An 18,442-nucleotide genomic window follows, 5' to 3' on the forward strand; every position below is an offset into this window, starting at 1 on the left:
AAAAAGCGGGCTCAACAGCCCGCTTTTTCTTTGCCCGCCGCACATGCGACCCCGCTCACACCCCTTGCCGCGCAAGGGCTTGCCCTGCATTTAACTGCCTAAGAAACAAACAAAACTTGCCCCTTAGCAGGTAGACAATACCCCACCCATCCCATATAATCGGTGGCACATTTGGCCCCTTAGCTCAGTGGTTAGAGCAGGCGACTCATAATCGCTTGGTCCCCAGTTCAAGTCTGGGAGGGGCCACCAGATGCAGAGAAGCCGGAACAGTGAAAACTGATCCGGCTTTTTTATTCCTTAAGCAATTCGTAGCTCTCATTTGCAGTCAATTCGACATTATATGGTTGTATCCGCAAAACTATGTTAAAAAACTTGCTGATACCCGACAAAGCAGTAACATAGCCAAAACATCATTTCGGCTAACTATCATGAGTTTATTAGTAGGTATTCCAGAATTAAAATTAGATACCATAATACAAGAGATTAAATATATCATCGACAAAGGAATCAATGAGAACAACCGAATAATATTTCTTTGTGGTGCAGATAAAAGTGATAGAGAAAGCCTTCGTTTCAAATTTTCTAAAGTTCTAGAAAGTCAGCGCCGCTATGAACTTACTTATCCAGAAGATTTATTTGAAGACCTTTTGGAGGGTCAGGGTGAGAACAGCTTACTCTCATTAGAGGAGCAACTTGCTGAAGCAGTAGATTTAATAGCTTTAATTCCTGAAAGTCCAGGCTCGTTTGCAGAGTTAGGTGCATTTTCTACTCAAGAATCACTTGCAAGTAAAACAATAGTTTTTAGAAACTCAAAATTTAAGTCACATAAAAGCTTCATCAATCATGGGCCAATAAGGCTGATAAAAAAACATAAAGGAACAGTAGTAGACATCCCTCCCGATTTTGATAGTGCAAAACCAGAACATAGTCAATTACTGATAACGTCTATTAAAGATAAGATTGGAACAAGAAGAAAAAAGAAAAAGATAGATAATTTACTGGCTTACCCAAGTCAAATACTGCTTCTTGTCTATCTAATTGACGGATTGACTACAAATTCAATTGAAAAATTAATGATAAAAATACATGTTAAAGAAAAAACAACATCGAAAGACAGATTAGCATACAAAGCTGCTTTACATTCACTTCTTAGAAAAAGCCACATACAACGACTAGACTCACATTATTTGATTACAGAACTCGGTTATAAATACATCAATGACAAATATCACTATATTTCGAAAATAATGGCTCTTAGAATAAAATTAATGAACATGCAAATGCAAGTTACCTAGACATTCAGACTAATAATTGTTAGATTTAGTTAGCTGGCTTCTAAGCAGAAACGATGTCCTAAACCAAAGGCCTTATCGGTATTTGACAGAGTTTAGCGGATAGAGATTTCTCTACGCCCCCTTCGAAGCTTTAACTTTGGCAGGATGATCAAGCCGTACACTTGCTTTCTCAGCAATTGTACGTCTTGTACTTCCTGCTGAGAGCTTCGCTCCCCAAACACTCCTCTTCGTCGTGTTTGGGTATCTTAGCACTAACTAAGTCGTTAGAAGCCAGCCACTCAACTCTTTAAGTAAATTACATGAAGCGAGCTGATAAGAATATTATGGTTAAAAGTTCTGACAGTGGATTATACACACAACGTCTGCTATCCCTTCCTGTATTACAAGACGTTGATGATCTAGCAAAATTAATACGAGTTACTCCAGAACTCATATGTAAATATGTATCTAACAATAAACACCACTATTTCCACTTTAAAGAAGAGAAAAAAACACCTGGTCAGTTTAGAGACATAAGCAAGCCAAATCAAGAACTTAAAGCAATTCAGCGTTGGATACTTCGGAATATTCTCGATAAGTTAAAACCATCACCTTACGCAAAAGGATTTATACGTGGTCAAAATCTTATTGCGAATGCAAAACCTCACGAAAGCAAACAGTATGTTTTAAATGTTGATTTAAAAGATTTTTTTCATCGGTGCCTGCTAAAAACGTATGTGCATTATTCAAGTCATTAGGTTATTCCCCACTCCTATCATTCCAGTTAGCTAATATATGCACATTAGAAGGTAGCTTGCCACAAGGCGCTCCAACCTCACCATCACTTTCAAATTTAGTAACAATCAGACTTGACTATAGAATAGGGAAGTATTGCGAAAAATTTGCTCTAACTTATACCCGATACGCTGATGACATTACTATATCTGGCAATAAATTATCGATAATAAAGAAAGCGAGATCTATGGTTTCCAAAATTATTTCCGAAGAAGGTTTCACTATCCACCCAGTAAAAAATAAACTTTCTGGCCCAAGAGTTCGTAGAGAGGTTACTGGACTCGTTGTAAATGAAAAGCTTGGGATTGGCAAAAAAAAATTTAATTATTATAGAACAAAGATGTTTCTATTAAAAAAGAATCAAGATCCAGGTTTTGAATCAATCTGTATGGGAATAATCGCATACGTAAAAAGCGTCGACAAAACAAAAGCAAATAAGCTAAGTGATTATTACAATAAATTGCAAGGGAACACTTCGAAAATCTCTTTGGTTATTTAGCCACTTTAAATAACCATGATAGATAAAAACATTACACTTGAACCTTAACCAAGTAAATAAAACTCTTCATTTATATGATCGAATATTAAAAACCTCTTTGTAAAGCAACTAATTACCAGGATAATATTACTTGTCATATATAAAATGATCTTATATTTTCAAAAATATTTCCTAAACTTACAAATCACCAATGCAAACAATATAATAATTAACCCTAAAAAAATAAAACTATCTATACACTTTCGGAAAACAGTCACTAATTATTTACGTACATAATTAGCCTCTCTTTAAAAAGATAGAAACCCACATTTCGCCCATCACCGAAGTATCCTTTTTTCACCGCGCTATATTGAGCCCAACACACTGACATTCAGAAGGATAAGACAATGATCGCGGTTCTTTTTGAAGCGACAGCCGTACCTGAAAAGCAGGCTCGTTATTTCGAACTGGCTGAACAGTTAAAGCCGCTGCTGAGCCATGCGGAGGGATTCATTTCTGTGGAGCGCTTTCAAAGCATTTCCAGCCCAGAAAAGTTTCTCTCGCTGTCGTGGTGGGAAAGCGAAGCGGCCATTTTGCAATGGAAGCACAACATGATGCACCGATCGGCGCAGCATGAAGGAAAGGAGTCCATTTTCTCTGTTTATCAAATTCAGGTGCTCAGCCTGATCAGAGAATATTCATCATCCCAGTAAGCAAGGAAACTATTGCTATGTATGACATTCATGTCGTTTTGAAGAATCTGCCGGGAGAGCTGGCGCGATTAGGCGAAACACTCGGTGCGAATCACGTTGGCTTAGAAGGTGGCGGCGTCTTTTCCGTCAACCAGCAAAGTCACGCCCACTTTTTAGTAGAAGAGGGCGAAAAAGCCAGAGCGGTACTCATCGAACAGGGTTTTGAGGTCATCGGTATTTCCAGGCCACTGATTCGAAAACTCAAGCAGGAACAGCCGGGCGAATTAGGGGCCATTGCCAGAGTGCTGGCCGATAATGGCGTCAACATCATTACCCAATACAGCGACCACGCAAACCGTTTGATCCTCATCACTGATGACGATAAGGTTGCTGAAAAAGTAACCCGACACTGGATTGTCTGATTGTGAAGCCTCAACCGCAAGTCCCGCAGGAACACGAAGAATTTCAGCAGGAATTATCCATGGCAGCCCTTGCGGCTGCTCTGTCTGATGCGTCACGGATGAAAATTCTTTGTGCGCTCATGGATGGCCGCGCCTGGACAGCCACTGAATTAAGCGCTGTGTCTGATATCGCACCGTCCACCACCAGCGCGCATCTGTCCCGATTGCTGAAAGCCAATCTCGTGACTTGTTTATCACAAGGGCGTCACCGGTATTTTCGTCTCTACAGTGCCAGTATTGCTGCCCTGCTTGAAAATATGATGGGCGTTTCCTTTGGCGCGGTGCAGTCACCCAAAACACGGGTGCCGGCCGAGTTGCAACGGGCAAGAACCTGCTACGACCATCTTGCAGGCGAAATCGCCGTCGGTATTTACGATTACCTTTTCGCGAATGCATGGATTACCGGCGATGGCAATGTACTCACTCCCTTAGGCAAGGCGCAATTCAGTCAATTAGGGGGCATGCTGGATGCAAAGACCAAACGTAAACAGTGCTGCGCGTGTTTAGACTGGAGTGAGCGGAAATTTCACCTTGGCGGCCATGCCGGGGCGGCACTCTTCCTGTGCTTTGAACAGAGCGGATGGATTGAAAAAGTACCGGGATACAGAGAAGTCACAGTGACAGAAAAAGGGTGGAATGCTTTCAGCAAGTATTTTGGCCTGGCGAAAGCGCTCAGCTGAACACCCAGAATGCCGCGTAGTCTCCAGCTTTCTGCTTTTACAATTCTCTCTTCTTTTCAAATGAAAGTATCAGATCTAGTCTGAACTAATACCGTTTAACGTACTGACCTTTACCATCTGCCTGAGCCTGCATTTGAAATGTGCTGATATCAAATTCTGATAACACTGTCGTGAGCATGAATCATTACGGCCACTGTAGGCAAAATCGTTTCCAGCCCCATCAGCGCGAACATTGAACAGCAGGAAGCAACATGGATAAACAACCGGAACCGCATCAAAGCAAAGTTTTCATCGGTAATATGGTGGAGTCCGCGATCCGTATCGGCTTGCTGCTGGTACTGCTGATGTTCACGTACGACATCATCAGGCCGTTTATCATCCCTGTGATTTGGGGGGCGATTATCGCTGTTGCGCTGATGCCACTGACGCTGAGAATCCAGCGCTGGTATGGCAATCGCCGGGGATTAGCGGCGACGACCGTTGCCCTGCTGGGGATTGTGCTCTTGGTGACGCCGCTCGTGATGATCTCGGTTTCCGTCTACCACGCGTCAATCCAGGTACTGGAGACACTGCAACAAGGCCAGGTGGCTCTTCCGGGGCCAGACAGCAGGATTGCGGAAATTCCGGTGATTGGCGAGAAGCTGTTCGACATGTGGGGGTTGTTTGCCAGTAACCTGGAAAAAGCCATTCAAACCTTCCTGCCGCAAGTCAAATCAGCCCTGTCCGCTTTCGTGGGTGTGCTGGGCGGTGCCTTGGGCGACATGCTGATCTTCATCCTCTCGCTGGTGATTGCTGCCGGGTTTATGACTTACTCAGAAAAGATTACCGCCTCGTTAAAAACAGTGGTTGTGCGTGCCGCAGGTACCAACGCCGCGCATTGGACATCACTGATTGCCGCAACCATCAAAAGCGTCTTGATTGGGGTCGTCGGTGTGGCGGCCATTCAGGCGCTGCTGATCGGTGCCGGCTTCTTTGTGTTTGGTATCCCGGCGGCAGGCCTGTTGACCTTGCTCCTGATGATTTTATGTATCGCACAGTTGCCGGCTCTGATAGCCGTGCTGCCCGTGATCATTTACATGTACCTGACCCAGGATGCCACCACAGCAACACTGTTTACCGTCTGGGTCGTTATCGGTTCGCTGGCGGACAACGTGCTCAAACCGATGTTAATGGGCCGCGGGGTCGCTGTCCCCATGCCCATCATCCTGATTGGTGCCATTGGCGGCATGATGTATTACGGTATGACCGGCCTGTTTCTCGGCGCAGTCATTCTGGCGATTTGGTATGAACTGTTTGTCTTTTGGATCAAGTTAGAGAAACAGGAAGAACCAGAATCCAATATTTCCCCACAGCAAGACGCCACGCGTTCCGAAACATCTGACACATAAAAAAGCGCTGCAGGTTGCCCCGCAGCGCCGTGTTGATGGGGATTACAGTCTTGCGGTTACAGGTAGTAACGCATACCGATAATCCACATGTCGTTTTCTTCAACGTCGATATCGTTGCCCAGATCAAACTGGTAACCCCCGAAGCCGACAAAACTAGGCGTGAAGTTATATTCCGCCTGCAGCGCCATCTGGCTGAAGATGGTGTTGCTGTTCTTGTCATCTTCAACCGATTCATAGTTCACGCTCAGGTTCAAGCTGCTGGGCAGGGCATAAGCCAGCAGGCCTTCAATCGCCACCGACTCTTCCAGGCCACGGTTCATGTATTCGTTCATCGCATAGACCACAGCCACGTACAGGCCGTCACCGTAGGTGCCGTAATTGGCACTGAACATGTGTGAACGCGCAGTTTCGTCAAAAGTGGTATTGGGGATCTGAACATCACCCGTGTTGTATGAATAGTTCAGACCAAAGCCCATGATGTCGTAATGCAGCAAAATCTGGAGACGATCATCATAGTCTGCAGCTGTACCTGCCAATTCCTCACCCGTTGTTGCTCCCTGCCAGCCCAGACCAAACATCAGCTCACCGGCATCATTCAAGTTCAAGCTGTTACGATAGGAGATCATGCGCTCGGCACGGGCTGTCCCCAGCGGGCCCTGATCGTCGTACAGAAAGTCGTTCGCGAACGCGATGGGTAAATCGGCGACCCCAGCACCATCATAGTAAGGCGACCATTGCGTGCCCACCACGCCGCGGCCATAAGCATTATGTGAGACACCAATGTAACCCAGACGCGTGGTGAAAGTTTCTTCGCCGCCTTCCAGGTAATTCAGCGCCCATTCGCCTTTTGCATCGGCGGTATAGCCGTTTCCGATATCCTGTGTTGCATTGATATTGATCCGCGGAGAAACCTGTTGTACTTCCGTTTCGCCCTGTTCAGAGCCGCCAAGGCCCACAGAGACATGACCACCGACGGAGAAGGTCGTGTCGCCTTCATTGTATAACTCAACCGCGACTGCCTGAGATCCATAAAATGCAGCTGCCACTGCAATTGCCAAGTGCTTTTTATCCATAATCATTTTTCCATCTTTTGTTGTGTTCTTATGCGCCGATACACAGCGTTATGACAAAAATGTGAACATTTGAAACGAACATTGAAAGCGTAGTTAAGGAATGACATAAACACATAAAATAACGACAACAAATTTGTTCAAAACTTGTGTTATATCCCATTCATGGCAAATACAGGTTGTAAGTATGCTTTGAACGCATTATTGAGCCTGTGCCATCACAACATGGTTGAAGTGGATATCAGCCTCATGCTGGCGTGGCACCGGTCAGGCAGCGCGGACAAATCATGGACACCTCATGGTGGCATTTTTGTGCATTTCGAGTGAGAAGTGTGTTGCGTATGTGGGAGTTAGACGAAAAAGTGTTGATCGAGGCAGGCTGGAGACAGCCCATTGTCGAGCGTTCGAAAATCCCAGTCCGGCATGTCTGAACGGACCGGGAACAGCGTTTCAGAAACGCTTCACAAGCCTGTGTTATCGCTGACCCAGAAAATTGAGCAGAGATTTGACTGCACCCAGAAACAAGGGAATGGCCATCAGGCCCGAGCCGATGGAGATTGCAATATAGGTGTAGCTGGTGCTGGTTGACGTATATTCAAAAGAAGCTAAAAAGTTCTGGTAGGCCTGCAGGCAAAAGAAAAAGCAGCCGATGGTTGCAATTGTCATGCCCAGTAAGCTCTTGATCTTAGACCATAAAAATTCATTATTTGCCATGTTGTTGTCGTGCATCCGGTACTCTCTTCAAGATCCAAAGCGAAATCGTTCTACCCGGATAATCTCAAACTCGCTCTTGCAGGTGCCGAGAGCTTGAGATCACCCGAATGTCAGGCGCTACTCTCATAATGCGGATGTTTTCCACTCAGATTAAATCCGCCGCTGGCGTCTCATTCCCGGGCTCGCCGGTAATGTCTTGTCTGAAAAAGACAATTCACTCTGAAGCATGCCGTTGCGTATGCCATACTTGGGAGCAAGGTTTGAATCGTGGAGCGAAACTATGTCAGCAGAAAAGCCGTCAGAAGAAAAAACGCAGCGCAGTTCGACTATCCTGATCCCGGTTTTCATTCCCGCCGTGGCGGTGATTTTACTCATGGTGATCGGCACCATCAGTAATCCGATCCTTGCCGGAAAAGTCTTTTCAGAAACCCTCAGTTACGTCACCCAGAGTTTTGGCTGGTTTTATATGTTGTCGGTGGCGATCTTTCTGTTTTTTATCGTCACCGTGGCGCTGACCAAATGGGGAGAGATCAAGCTCGGCCCGGATCACGCCGAGCCGGAATACAGCTTTCCGTCCTGGTTTGCCATGCTGTTCTCCGCCGGTTACGGGATCGCCCTGCTGTTCTTTGGCGTGGCAGAACCTGTACTGCATTATGCTTCGCCGCCTGATGGCCCGGCCATGACGGTGAATGCCGCCCGGCAGGCAATGCAGATTGCCTTTTTCCACTGGGGATTTCACATCTGGGCCATTTACGGCCTGGTCGGGCTGACGCTGGCCTATTTCGCCTTTCGTCACGGCCTGCCGTTATCCATGCGCTCGACCCTGTATCCGCTCATCGGCGAAAAAATCCACGGCCCGATTGGCCATACCGTGGATATCTTTGCCATCCTCGGCACCCTGTTCGGGATTGCCACCACACTGGGGCTTTCGGTGGCGCAGATCAATGCCGGGCTCAATTACCTCTGGCCGTCGATACCGGTCAATACCACAGTGCAAATCATTGCGATTGTGGTGATCACCGCACTGGCAATATTCTCTGTGGTTGCCGGGATGGATAAAGGGGTCAAGCGCCTGTCAATCCTCAACATGGTGCTGGCCATCTCGTTAATGCTGTTTGTGTTTGCCGTCGGGCCGACCATCTTCATCCTCAATACCTTCATGCAGAACACCGGCAGTTACCTGAGCAACATCGTTGAGCGGACCTTTAATTTACAGGCCTATACCGCCAGCGACTGGATTGGCAACTGGACCTTATTTATCTTCGGCTGGACCATTGCCTGGGCGCCTTTTGTCGGTCTGTTCGTGGCGAAAATCAGTCGCGGCCGCACCATCCGCCAGTTTGTGGTCGGGGTGATGGTGGTGCCGACCATCTTCACTTTCCTGTGGTTCTCTGTATTCGGCGATACCGCGCTCCATATGATCATGGTTGAGGGCTACACCCAGCTCATCCAGGAAGTACAGAACGATCAGGCCATTGCGCTGTTCAAATTACTGGAACAGTTGCCCCTGACCTCGATCGTTTCCTTTATTACCGTGTTCCTGATTGTCACCTTCTTCGTCACCTCGTCGGATTCCGGCTCACTGGTGATCGACTCGCTGGCTTCCGGCGGGGTTGCCCATACTCCGGCGTGGCAACGGGTGTTCTGGGCGTCCATGGAAGGGCTGGTCGCGGCTGTGCTCCTGCTGGCCGGTGGCCTCAGTGCCCTGCAAACGGCGTCCATTGTCAGCGCCCTGCCCTTTGCGATCATCATGCTGATCGCAGCCGTTGGCATGTGGCGGGCGCTAGTGATTGAAAGCCATCACAGCCAGAGTCTGGAGCAGCACGTGCAATCCCGATCGCGCCAGAGCGGCGGAAAAACCGGCCCTGGGTACTGGAAAAACGTCTGGCCAACATCGTCGATTTCCCCGGACGTGAAGAAGTCTCCGGTTTTATTCAGAAGACAGTCTACCCAAGCATGCAGAAAGTAGAGCAAGAGCTTGAGCAGCAAGGCTGGGTGGCTGAAGTCATTTATGATGACGAGCAAGGCCGGGCCAAGTTTGAAGTGTATCAGGAAGGGAAGCTGGAATTTCTGTACGAAGTCAGGCTGAGAGGCTACCTGCTGCCAGATTTTGCCTTCCCGGAAACCGATCATGACCCGGAAGATCCGGAGCATTATTACCGGGCGGAAGTCTTTCTGCGCCGGGGTGGTCGGGCTTATGATGTTTACGGCTATGAACAGCAGGATATTATTTCCGACATTCTGGATCAGTTTGAAAACTACCTGCATTTCCTGCACGTCTCGCCCGGCATCCTGCCGTGGAACATGGAAGAAGAAGAAAACGACGAGCAGCAGCAGGCAAAAGAGTAATCCAGGCCGCCCTCTCACTGGGAGGGCGCCTTCTCTTAGTTTTCCCAGCGCGCTCCGTAAGCGGCACTGTAGTCCGGCGTCGGGATCGACGCGTGTAAGCCCGCCGTGGCCTTCAGCGGGCCAACCACAGTCCGGTACGGAATAAATCCGGCCCACACCGGCAATTCCAGATCAGCCAGATCGTCGCCCACGTCTTTATTGCTGATTTTCACCGAGGCTTCATTGAGCGGCATCCGCAGCACAGTGGTCGCCGCCAGCTCTTTTGGGTTACTCAGCCGGATAGCCTGCGTTCTTCCGGGGGCAATCTGCTCGACAAAATGGTTCAGCACCCGATCTTTTTCAGCCTTGTCCTCTATCACCTCAAACTGGCCGAACACCACAGCCGAACGGTAATGCGCACTGTGATTGAACGCCGACCGCGCCAGCACCCAGCCATCGAACAGGGTGAAGGTTAAACAGGTTTGCGCCGCCTGCCTGAGTGTGCGCAGCAAACGGCTGTTGTTGGCGCCGTGAATATAAACAAAATCCCCCACCCGCCACGCCAGCATCGGGATCACCACTGGCCCCTGCGCTTCCTGAATCGCCACATGCGCCACTAGGCATTCATCAATAATGTCGAACAAAACCTGAGGTTCCTGCACGGCTTTGTGTGCTCCCTTCCTGACTTGGGTTCTTTTTGTTTGCGATAACATTGTCGTCCTTGCTCACTTCGCTGTCATGGTGCTGGCAATGTACTGGCAAACTGGTCTATTTTTTAGAGCCAGTTTTAAACATTTGATAGAGCCAGTTATGTCACTTCTTTCCCCGCAACTGATCGAAACCGGCGATCTGACAATCGCGACGCTAACGGGCAGCCGTCAGGAGCGGCTGTTTCACGCGATCCGCGACAAAATTGTCGGCAGTTTGTGGCCAATGGGCGGAAAATTGCCGTCAACGCGCAAACTGGCTGATGAGTTATCCCTGAGCCGCAATACCGTCACGGCGGCCTATGAACAACTGGTCGCCGAGGGTTATATCGAAAGCCGGTTGGGTTCGGGATTTTACGTCTCGGTTGATCTGCCGGAACACTATCTGACGGCGCAACCGCCGCGGGCCGACCGCAAGCCGCCGGCCGCGGCACAAGCCTTGGATCTGAACGCCCCTTTTGCACCCGGTGTGCCGGATCTGGCCGCCTTTCCCGCAGCCAAATGGCAAAGCTTGTTGCAGCGCCACGCCGGCCGACAGTCTCTGATGGGAAATCAGGATCTGCAGGGGTTAGCTGTGCTGCGTCAGGCGCTGTCGGATTATCTGGCGACCAGCCGATCGGTGCACTGCAATCCCGACCGGATTATCATCACTGCCGGGGCGCAGCAGGCGCTGTCGCTGGCACTGCTGGCAACACTCAGGCGGGATGACCGAATCCTGATGGAGCAGCCCGGCTATACGCAGATGCGCAAGATCATCGACTGGCAGGGTTATCAGTTGCAAGCGCTCAGCATACAGCCGTATCAGGGGCTGGACGTTCACGCCGTCCTGAGCAGTGAGTCTGAGGCGCTCTATCTCACCCCCAGTAATCAATACCCGATGGGCACAACCCTGAACACAGAGCAACGGCTGAAGCTGATTGACTGGGCGGTTCAGGGCAAACGCTGGATCATCGAAGATGACTACGACAGCGAATTTCAGTTTGCCCACCGGCCTTATACCTGTCTGCAGGGGCTGGCCGGTCAGATGGGCTGTGATGATCAGATCCTCTATGTCGGCTCGTTCAGCAAGGTCATGTTCAACAGCCTGCGGCTGGGCTATCTGGTGGTGCCGGAATCGCTGGTTGAGCGGTGTCTGATGATCAAAGATGCGCTGACCGGCGACACCCAAGCACACACGCAGGCCGCACTGGCCGATTTCATTCAGGAAGGCGATTTGCTGCGCCATATCCGCAAAATGCGTCGGCTGTACAAAGACAAACACCACTTGATGCTGGATGCCATCAGCCGCTTTTTCGGGGATCAGGTGGAGGTGATCAGCCAGCCAGCCGGACTGCACATCACGCTCAGGTGGCAGGGCGGGATCAGTGAAGATGACTGGGCGCAGCAGGCAGAAGCCGCCGGGATCATGCTGCGACCCATGAGTTACTACGAGCACCCGGCACACCGCACCAGAGACTGGCAAGGTGCGGTGCTCGGCTTTGGCAATGTGGCGTCCGATGCCATCGACCCGCTGATTGCCCGTTTGGCCACGCTGTTTCATCGCCAGCTATAACGGACAATCCCGCCGGTATCAGCGCAGCTGATCGCCGCGATACTGGATCCGGCCTTGCGGCCCGACATCAATCTGATACGGCGTGGCATGGACGCCATAGGCTTTGTACAGCGCATTGTCCGTATCAAAGATCAGCGGCGCCGTCAGACCAAATTTTTCCGCAAAACCCGCGGCAATCCCGGCATCAATATAATAGCCACTGATCACGCCCACCCACTGACGGGAAGGCTCCGAGGCCACCTGATCCTGCCATGCCGCCAGTTTTGCCTCACATCCGGGGAAGTGCGGCATCGGGCACAGGGCATCCACAAAGACCAGAGAGACGGATTGCTTGCCTTTGCTCTGTTGCAATAATTCCGTCAGCGACACCGTCTGATCAGAGAGGGCCTGGCGCTCAAACCGGGGCGCTTCAGCACCGACCTGCGGCACCACATATGGTGCAGGCTTTTTCTGCGGCTGCCGCGTCATACTTTCAGATTCCGCTGGCGGCCGGACCGCTTTCCAGGCGTCGGTTTCTGCATCCCGCTTCGGGGGGCTTCAGCCTTTGCCGCTGGATTCAGGTAAGCCAGCAGAGCGTCATTCCCGCCCGAAAACACCACTTTGCCGTGTTCAATCAGCACATGTGCCGGGGTTTGCCAGAAGCCGAACTGCTTGAGCAGCGCTTGCTGATGATCCAGCACCAGCGGTGCAACTTGCGGGTAATAGCTCTGAAATTCCTGCAGTTGCGCGCGCGTCACATTAAACTCCGGCTGGATCCAGATCTGCTGCGTGGATTGCCGGAATGATGCCGGTAACTGAGCGACAAAGGTTTCTGCCCCCTCACCGGCATAGCTGGTCCAGATATCCAGAAACACCAGATGGGTCCGGGTCTGATCAGACAGCGCGATCGGCTTGCCCGCGATCGTTTGCTGCTGTTCCAACAAAGCCACACTCGATTCAGCCTGAGCAACTGCCGGGGTCAGCAGGCAGGCCAGCACAGAAAAAGTGTATAAAAAATTGACTCGTTTCATGCGTTCATCCTCTCATTTCCATTCGTAGAACACTTCACTGCTGAGCCCATTGCTCAATGATCTGATCCAGCTGATCCGTGGCCAGAAAAGTGCGGTAGGCAATGTTGCCGTCCTTATCGATCAGAATATGGTGCGGGGTCCCCACCACCTGATACTTGTGGGTGATCGCTCCGGTGGCATCAAAAATGGTAGGGATGTCATACCCTTCCTGGTGGTAAAACTTCTGAATATTGGCCACCGAATCATTGAAGCCCACATTGACCGAAATCACCTTGATCTTGTCGCCAAACTGCTCGTCAATGGCATTCAGATGCGGCATCTCCGCCTTGCAGAAGCTGCACCAGGTCGCCCAGAATTTGAGATATACCGGCTGCTTGCCCAGATAATCCGCCAGGTTAAATGCCTGCCCCGACAAGGTCGTCGCAGTAAACAAGGGTGCCGCTTGCGCTGTCTCTTCGGCTTGCACCGCAGGCAGCGACAATGTCAAAGCCATCAGCATGGCTTGCCAGCCTTTGTGAAACAAAACAGAAGTTTTCATATGATCTCCATTGATATGATCTGAAAGAAAAAGAAGGTCCCGGCGCCGGCCATCATCACAGCCATCAGCCCTTTCACCCGGTTCATCCACTGACCGGATCGCGGCAGTGAGGTCAGTAATCCGCTGAAGGTGCCCGCCAGCACCAGCAGGGCACTCATTCCCAACGCAAACACAAACATCAGCAACGCTGCCCAGTACGCATTCCCGGCAGACGCCACGTACATCAGCAGCATGCCCAGAACCGGCGAGGTACAGGGCGCCATCACCAGCCCCGAACAGGCACCGGCCAGAAACGTGCCGAGCGCCGGATGACGGACCAGCCGAGGCAGGGACAGGTTGAGCGACAGTCCGGGTAAGCGTAGCCACCCCAACATCCAGGCCGCCATCGCGAAGCAGAACACGCCCATCAGCATCAGGGTGACGGGATGCGTAGCCACAACGCCAAACAACTGGCCTGTGGTCGCCGCCAGTACGCCCAGCAGGGCATACACCACCGCCAGACCCACCACATAACTGAGAGAGAGTAGAAAGGACTGTCTGCGGCCACGGGCCTGACTGCCCACCACAGAAACAGTGATCGGCAACATGGGGTACACACAGGGAGTCAGGCTGGTCAGCAGCCCCGCCAGAAAGACTGCGCCAACAATCCACAGCCCGAATTGCTGGCTAAAAAGCGCAGCCTGAATTGCAGTTTCCATCAAAGGTCACATCCGTTGTCGTGAAAGATGCAACCGTTATATCGGACAATTGAAAATGCGTTCTCAAATCGACCTAAAATGGCGGTAAAATCGACATCAAATCAAGATAAAACATCTGAAATCAACGAGTTAAAAGCCAAGCTTAATCGCCTTATCTGATTGATTTCAGACGGGTTGTCCGTACAATGAAGCTTCAGAATTTCAGACGCAACCGGACACTTTATGGCCTGCTATCAGTTTGCTGCATTTACGTTTGACGCCGACACCGGCCAACTGCTTCACCAAACGCCGACGGGTCAGACCGAAACCTACCTGCGCCATAAAGTGTCCCTGCTTCTGACGTATTTACTGACCCACCCGGATCAGGTGCTCGCCAAAGACACCCTGCTGGAGGCACTATGGGATCACAGTGAATACCGGGAAAACTCCCTGACACAAAGCATTCGTGAACTCAGAAAAGCGCTGGGCGACAATGCCCAGAATCCGCACTTTATCCGCACTTTTCCGCAGCGGGGCTATCAGTGGATCTGCCCGGTTCATGTGCTGGAGCCACAGGAGCCAGTCACGCACCCACCCGCGCGACCGCCCGCAGAAAAACAGCCGACAACGCCTGTCGCACCCGCCCGCCGCTTGTCCAGACCTCTTGTGCTTTCAGGGCTTGTTGCTGCGCTGCTGTTCGTCGCCGGTTTCTGGCTGGTTCACCATCCCGGGCCTTTGCCCGCGCCTGGCCCGCAGCAGGAAAATGCCCGGCACAATACCGGGCTGGTGGTCTTTCCGATGATCAATGACACCGGAAAAGCGGAATTCGACTGGGTGCAGCTCGGGCTGGCCGACATGCTGTCGGTACAGCTCAATCAGCGCAATACCCTCACAGTGATCCCGCCGGCACTCGCCAAAGCCTGGCTATTGGATGCAGAACTGAGCTGGCCTGCCCTGCCGGCGCAGATCCGGACACTGCTCCGGCAACGGGGCTATGAAGCGGCCCTGTTCGCCAGTGTCCGGTTGCACAACAAACAACAGGTCCTGACCTTTGAGGTGATTTATGCCGATGGCCGGACGCAGCAGGGCAGCATGACCTATCCGCAATTAGCCGCGGCCATGCACTCGGTCAGCCACCAGCTCCAGCGACTGCTCCAGCCCGGCCAGCCTCAGGTTAAGCCGCAGTCCTCTCCGGCCATCGCGGTACAAACCCTGGCGCAGGGGCGCTCGTTGCTGCAGACCCAAGGCGCACAGACTGCCCGGAAATATTTTGAAGCAGCCCACATCCTGGAACCGGAGAATCTGTGGACGCAGCTCCAGCTGGCTGGCACGGAGGTGCTGCTGGGCCAATGGCAACAGGCAGCGCATCGATTGCAGTCAATGCCGGACGCGCAGCGCCAAAAAGACCCGGCCTTGTCTGCTGCACAGCATTACTGGCTCGGTGAGCTGAGTTACCGCCGTGGCGCGCCGGACGCTGCTGCGCTGACCGCCGAAGCCGTCCGGGCTGCAACGCAGGCCAATGATTCGCAGTTGCTGATTCAGGCGTATCAGCTGCAGGCGCAGATGGCATGGAATGAGATGGATTGGGAAGGCCATCAGCATTTAACTGAACAGCTGATCGCCCTGCTGGGCACCGGACAGGCGCTGCGACAAGATGCCGATCAGCAATTTTATCTGGGACGTCCGGCCAGTGTGGGTCTGGAAAGAAGCCCCGGCAATGATTTAGCAGCCAATCAGGTACGCCTGTTCAAGGCGCTGAATTTTTACCGCCAGCTCAATGATCGGCCGCGACAGGCTGCCACCTTGCTGGCGATTGCCCAGAATGATCAGATCGAGCCGCCCATCCGTGAATCATCCCTCAGTGACGCCATTGCCCTGTATCGTGAACTCGGTCAGCCTTATGAGCTCGCCCTCGCGTTGATCTATCAAGGGTTTTATCTGATGCAGACCCATCAGGGTGAGGCGGCTGAAGGCTATTTTGCAGAAGCCAGAGCCTTGGCAGAACAACTTGGCGCGCAGCGGCTGTTCCTCGACAGTGAATTTTATCTGGCCTTTGCGGCCATGGATCAGGGGCTCGATCTGCAATGGCTGGGCAAACATGCGCAGCAACCACATCATCTGGCGCGGGCAGACCAGGCTTTTACGGCGCTGTTGAAAAAGGAAGGCGTTTCGCCCCTATTACAGGCCAATATTGCCTTATTTCAGGGCTGGATCGCGACTGATCAACACCAGACAGAGCTGGCCATGCAGCATCTGGTTCGGGCTGGACGCATGGCGAAAGACCTCAATCTGCCGCTGACCCAAAGCTATGTCCGCTACAGTAAAATGCGTATTCATTTAGAACAGGAAAATTATGCCGCAGCCCTTGCAGAGGCAAGCACCCGACCAATCACACGGCTGGAAGCCATTTACACGGCACGGGCCCAGTATGAACTGGGGCATCCCGAGCGGGCGCTAACCACGCTGGCCCAGTTTCAGGCCGACTTTCCGGAGCAATGGCTTTCTGAAGATTCGCAGCGCCAGCAACAATACCAGCTGGCTTTACAAGGCAATGCTGTTGCCCTCCCGGCGGAGCCGAAAGCGCATCTCGTCTACTGCGAGAGCAGCTGGCTGTAAGGGTTTCAGGCGCCAGCCACGCCTGAATGTATATGCTCTTGGACGAATTAGCCCGGACGCCTGAAACTCACCGGGACAGTCAGGGTCAGACGCTCTCCTGCCAGACTGTCCGGTGGCAGCGGCAGCGGTTCGGCCCTGCGAACCATGGCCTGCGCCTCATCATCTAACACGCGGGTTCCGCTGGATTTCACCAGTTTCACCGCCAGCACCTGACCGTTTCTGTCCATGGTAAAAGCAATCACCGGAACGCCCTGACGACCAAACCGCCTGGCCTGACGCGGGAATTGCTTATGCTGCTCCAGATGGGCATGCAGCAAACGTTGCCAGGTCAGCTTCTGCTGCGCGCCCTGCGAATTGAGCTGGCCTCGCATGGGCGCGGAAATAGACTCGGCCTTCTCCGGCGCTTTCACGCCTTTCGGCGCACTGGCTGCCTGCGCAGCAGAAGCCATCTTTGCACGCGCCGCTGATTCTGGCACTGGGTCTTGCATCGTTTCCGGTAACGGTTCAGGAACCGGCTTCACTTGCTGTTTCAAGGATGCCACCTGAGTTTGCCCGGTTAATTTTTCCGGCGGCTTGGGGTCATGCGCTTCCTGAACAGATTCCTGAACAGATTTCTCGGTGGGATTGGCCAGAGCCGTGTCTGTCGGCTCCGCTTGCGCACGAAACGGTGATGCCGATGCTGCAACAGGCAACGCGACAGGGTCCTGACGGGGGGATTTGGCAACGGGTTTGCTGTGCGGTGCGTCCGGCTGTGATGCCTTTTCAACCGGCTTTGCAGGTGTCTGCTGTGATTTCTGCTTCGCAGGCGGCAATTCACTCGCATCCTCTTCTGGCGAGGCCAGTGGCATCACCAGCGACACCACCATGGGCGCAGCGGCCGGGGCCGCTGGTAGATGATTGGCGGCAGGCTTCCACCAGTACGCCGCTATAGCGCCGCCATGGAGCAACAGGCTGGCAGCAATCCCCGTCAGCACCCATCGACGACTGGCGTCTCCTCCGGGCTGACTGAAGTCGTATCCGGCCAGTTCACTCATGACGCCTGTCCTTTGAGTTGCTCCAGGCCAATCAGCGCAATGTGGAGATAGCCGGCCTGCCCCAGTGCATTCATCACCTGCATCAGCTGCGCGTATGTCAGCGACTGATCCGCGCGCAGATAAATGCGCTGTTGTTTATCCGGCAGCGTCGCGGCCATCGCATCCGCCAGTGCGGCCAAGGGGACAGTTATCTCTTCGCCCAGGGTCAGGGTCATATCTTTCTGAATGGTCAGATAGAAAGGTTTGTCTGGCATGGGTTGCGGCGCTGCGGCCGCGCTGGGCAGATCCACCGGCACGCTGACGGTCGACAAGGGCGCCGCCACCATAAAAATAATCAGCAACACCAGCATGACATCAATGAATGGGGTGACATTAATATCATGGTTTTCAACCAGCTCGTCGCTGTCTTGCGGGGTTTGAAACGCCAT

The 18,442-nt window shown here is 52.1% G+C and carries 20 protein-coding genes and 1 tRNA gene; 12 read left to right on the forward strand and 9 right to left on the reverse strand.

What is annotated here, in order from left to right; all coding sequences use genetic code 11:
* The first annotated feature begins 173 nt into the window (after positions 1-173).
* From P4S53_RS22055 to P4S53_RS22090, 8 genes are all read left to right on the forward strand, one after another.
* Positions 174-249 (forward strand) — tRNA-Ile (locus tag P4S53_RS22055).
* Between the two features lie 20 nt (positions 250-269).
* Positions 270-1,295: a retron St85 family effector protein gene (locus tag P4S53_RS22060; protein WP_337114390.1), complete on the forward strand. Its 1,026-nt coding sequence runs from the start codon at positions 270-272 to the stop codon at positions 1,293-1,295.
* A gap of 299 nt (positions 1,296-1,594) precedes the next feature.
* Positions 1,595-2,032, forward strand: coding sequence for a hypothetical protein (locus tag P4S53_RS22065; protein ID WP_337114391.1), 438 nt, complete (start codon positions 1,595-1,597; stop codon positions 2,030-2,032).
* Positions 1,993-2,568, forward strand: a complete 576-nt coding sequence (locus tag P4S53_RS22070; protein WP_337114392.1) for a reverse transcriptase family protein — start codon at positions 1,993-1,995, stop codon at positions 2,566-2,568. Before P4S53_RS22065 ends, P4S53_RS22070 begins: the two co-directional genes overlap by 40 nt.
* 386 nt (positions 2,569-2,954) lie before the next feature.
* Positions 2,955-3,260, forward strand: a complete 306-nt coding sequence (locus P4S53_RS22075; RefSeq protein WP_337114393.1) for an antibiotic biosynthesis monooxygenase family protein — start codon at positions 2,955-2,957, stop codon at positions 3,258-3,260.
* A gap of 17 nt (positions 3,261-3,277) precedes the next feature.
* Complete coding sequence (locus tag P4S53_RS22080; protein WP_337114394.1) at positions 3,278-3,661, forward strand: amino acid-binding protein; 384 nt, start codon at positions 3,278-3,280, stop codon at positions 3,659-3,661.
* A 2-nt stretch (positions 3,662-3,663) separates the two neighbouring features.
* Positions 3,664-4,380, forward strand: a complete 717-nt coding sequence (locus P4S53_RS22085; RefSeq protein ID WP_442958678.1) for an ArsR/SmtB family transcription factor — start codon at positions 3,664-3,666, stop codon at positions 4,378-4,380.
* 251 nt (positions 4,381-4,631) lie between these two features.
* A complete protein-coding gene (locus P4S53_RS22090; RefSeq protein ID WP_337114395.1) occupies positions 4,632-5,768 on the forward strand; it encodes an AI-2E family transporter in 1,137 nt (378 codons plus the stop codon).
* 56 nt (positions 5,769-5,824) lie between these two features.
* Here P4S53_RS22090 and P4S53_RS22095 read toward each other — a convergent pair whose 3' ends face one another.
* Together P4S53_RS22095 and P4S53_RS22100 are read right to left on the reverse strand one after the other, a co-directional pair.
* On the reverse strand, positions 5,825-6,841 hold the full coding sequence (locus P4S53_RS22095; RefSeq protein ID WP_337114396.1) for a porin: 1,017 nt from the start codon (positions 6,839-6,841) through the stop codon (positions 5,825-5,827).
* A gap of 471 nt (positions 6,842-7,312) precedes the next feature.
* Positions 7,313-7,567, reverse strand: coding sequence for a hypothetical protein (locus P4S53_RS22100; protein ID WP_337114397.1), 255 nt, complete (start codon positions 7,565-7,567; stop codon positions 7,313-7,315).
* Between the two features lie 265 nt (positions 7,568-7,832).
* Between P4S53_RS22100 and P4S53_RS22105 the strand changes: the two genes are divergently transcribed.
* Both P4S53_RS22105 and P4S53_RS22110 read left to right on the forward strand, forming a co-directional pair.
* Entirely contained in the window at positions 7,833-9,521 is a 1,689-nt protein-coding gene (locus tag P4S53_RS22105; RefSeq protein ID WP_337114398.1) for a BCCT family transporter, read from the forward strand.
* Positions 9,509-9,901, forward strand: coding sequence for a hypothetical protein (locus tag P4S53_RS22110; RefSeq protein ID WP_337114399.1), 393 nt, complete (start codon positions 9,509-9,511; stop codon positions 9,899-9,901). Before P4S53_RS22105 ends, P4S53_RS22110 begins: the two co-directional genes overlap by 13 nt.
* Before the next feature lie 35 nt (positions 9,902-9,936).
* Here the strand turns inward: P4S53_RS22110 and P4S53_RS22115 are convergent, their stop codons facing one another.
* Positions 9,937-10,593: a pyridoxamine 5'-phosphate oxidase family protein gene (locus tag P4S53_RS22115; RefSeq protein WP_337114400.1), complete on the reverse strand. Its 657-nt coding sequence runs from the start codon at positions 10,591-10,593 to the stop codon at positions 9,937-9,939.
* Positions 10,594-10,690: 97 nt separating this feature from the next.
* On the opposite strand from P4S53_RS22115, the gene pdxR reads away from it, so the two are divergent.
* A complete protein-coding gene (pdxR, locus tag P4S53_RS22120; protein ID WP_337114401.1) occupies positions 10,691-12,139 on the forward strand; it encodes a MocR-like pyridoxine biosynthesis transcription factor PdxR in 1,449 nt (482 codons plus the stop codon).
* Positions 12,140-12,157: 18 nt separating this feature from the next.
* Here the strand turns inward: pdxR and P4S53_RS22125 are convergent, their stop codons facing one another.
* The 4 genes from P4S53_RS22125 to P4S53_RS22140 are packed head-to-tail and all read right to left on the reverse strand — an operon-like array spanning position 12,158 to position 14,385.
* Positions 12,158-12,607, reverse strand: coding sequence for a peroxiredoxin family protein (locus P4S53_RS22125; RefSeq protein WP_337114402.1), 450 nt, complete (start codon positions 12,605-12,607; stop codon positions 12,158-12,160).
* Positions 12,604-13,149, reverse strand: coding sequence for a hypothetical protein (locus P4S53_RS22130; protein WP_337114403.1), 546 nt, complete (start codon positions 13,147-13,149; stop codon positions 12,604-12,606). The genes P4S53_RS22125 and P4S53_RS22130 overlap by 4 nt, the downstream gene beginning before the upstream one ends.
* Positions 13,150-13,183: 34 nt before the next feature.
* Positions 13,184-13,687 carry a TlpA family protein disulfide reductase gene (locus P4S53_RS22135; RefSeq protein WP_337114404.1) on the reverse strand — a complete coding sequence of 168 codons (504 nt, stop codon included), beginning with the start codon at positions 13,685-13,687 and terminating at the stop codon, positions 13,184-13,186.
* Entirely contained in the window at positions 13,684-14,385 is a 702-nt protein-coding gene (locus P4S53_RS22140; protein WP_337114405.1) for a cytochrome c biogenesis protein CcdA, read from the reverse strand. The genes P4S53_RS22135 and P4S53_RS22140 overlap by 4 nt, the downstream gene beginning before the upstream one ends.
* Before the next feature lie 222 nt (positions 14,386-14,607).
* Between P4S53_RS22140 and P4S53_RS22145 the strand changes: the two genes are divergently transcribed.
* Positions 14,608-16,980 (forward strand): winged helix-turn-helix domain-containing protein, encoded by a 2,373-nt coding sequence (locus tag P4S53_RS22145; protein WP_337114406.1) that lies wholly within the window; start codon positions 14,608-14,610, stop codon positions 16,978-16,980.
* 47 nt (positions 16,981-17,027) lie between these two features.
* Here P4S53_RS22145 and P4S53_RS22150 read toward each other — a convergent pair whose 3' ends face one another.
* The gene (locus tag P4S53_RS22150; protein ID WP_337114407.1) at positions 17,028-18,014 is read right to left on the reverse strand and encodes a TonB family protein; all 987 of its coding nucleotides are present in this window, start codon (positions 18,012-18,014) and stop codon (positions 17,028-17,030) included.
* Complete coding sequence (gene exbD, locus P4S53_RS22155) at positions 18,011-18,442, reverse strand: TonB system transport protein ExbD (protein WP_337114408.1); 432 nt, start codon at positions 18,440-18,442, stop codon at positions 18,011-18,013. Before exbD ends, P4S53_RS22150 begins: the two co-directional genes overlap by 4 nt.

The organism is Photobacterium sp. Hal280 (assembly GCF_037162255.1).
GTDB lineage: Bacteria > Pseudomonadota > Gammaproteobacteria > Enterobacterales > Vibrionaceae > Photobacterium.

Coding starts and splice junctions, on each gene's coding strand:
- P4S53_RS22065 (WP_337114391.1), top strand. CDS start 1,595: ATGAAGCGAGCTGATAAGAATATTATGGTTAAAAGTTCTGACAGTGGA.
- P4S53_RS22075 (WP_337114393.1), top strand. CDS start 2,955: ATGATCGCGGTTCTTTTTGAAGCGACAGCCGTACCTGAAAAGCAGGCT.
- P4S53_RS22080 (WP_337114394.1), top strand. CDS start 3,278: ATGTATGACATTCATGTCGTTTTGAAGAATCTGCCGGGAGAGCTGGCG.
- P4S53_RS22090 (WP_337114395.1), top strand. CDS start 4,632: ATGGATAAACAACCGGAACCGCATCAAAGCAAAGTTTTCATCGGTAAT.
- P4S53_RS22095 (WP_337114396.1), bottom strand. CDS start 6,841: ATGGATAAAAAGCACTTGGCAATTGCAGTGGCAGCTGCATTTTATGGA.
- P4S53_RS22100 (WP_337114397.1), bottom strand. CDS start 7,567: ATGCACGACAACAACATGGCAAATAATGAATTTTTATGGTCTAAGATC.
- P4S53_RS22105 (WP_337114398.1), top strand. CDS start 7,833: ATGTCAGCAGAAAAGCCGTCAGAAGAAAAAACGCAGCGCAGTTCGACT.
- P4S53_RS22110 (WP_337114399.1), top strand. CDS start 9,509: ATGCAGAAAGTAGAGCAAGAGCTTGAGCAGCAAGGCTGGGTGGCTGAA.
- P4S53_RS22115 (WP_337114400.1), bottom strand. CDS start 10,593: ATGTTATCGCAAACAAAAAGAACCCAAGTCAGGAAGGGAGCACACAAA.
- pdxR (WP_337114401.1), top strand. CDS start 10,691: ATGTCACTTCTTTCCCCGCAACTGATCGAAACCGGCGATCTGACAATC.
- P4S53_RS22125 (WP_337114402.1), bottom strand. CDS start 12,607: ATGACGCGGCAGCCGCAGAAAAAGCCTGCACCATATGTGGTGCCGCAG.
- P4S53_RS22130 (WP_337114403.1), bottom strand. CDS start 13,149: ATGAAACGAGTCAATTTTTTATACACTTTTTCTGTGCTGGCCTGCCTG.
- P4S53_RS22135 (WP_337114404.1), bottom strand. CDS start 13,687: ATGAAAACTTCTGTTTTGTTTCACAAAGGCTGGCAAGCCATGCTGATG.
- P4S53_RS22140 (WP_337114405.1), bottom strand. CDS start 14,385: ATGGAAACTGCAATTCAGGCTGCGCTTTTTAGCCAGCAATTCGGGCTG.
- P4S53_RS22145 (WP_337114406.1), top strand. CDS start 14,608: ATGGCCTGCTATCAGTTTGCTGCATTTACGTTTGACGCCGACACCGGC.
- P4S53_RS22150 (WP_337114407.1), bottom strand. CDS start 18,014: ATGAGTGAACTGGCCGGATACGACTTCAGTCAGCCCGGAGGAGACGCC.
- exbD (WP_337114408.1), bottom strand. CDS start 18,442: ATGGCGTTTCAAACCCCGCAAGACAGCGACGAGCTGGTTGAAAACCAT.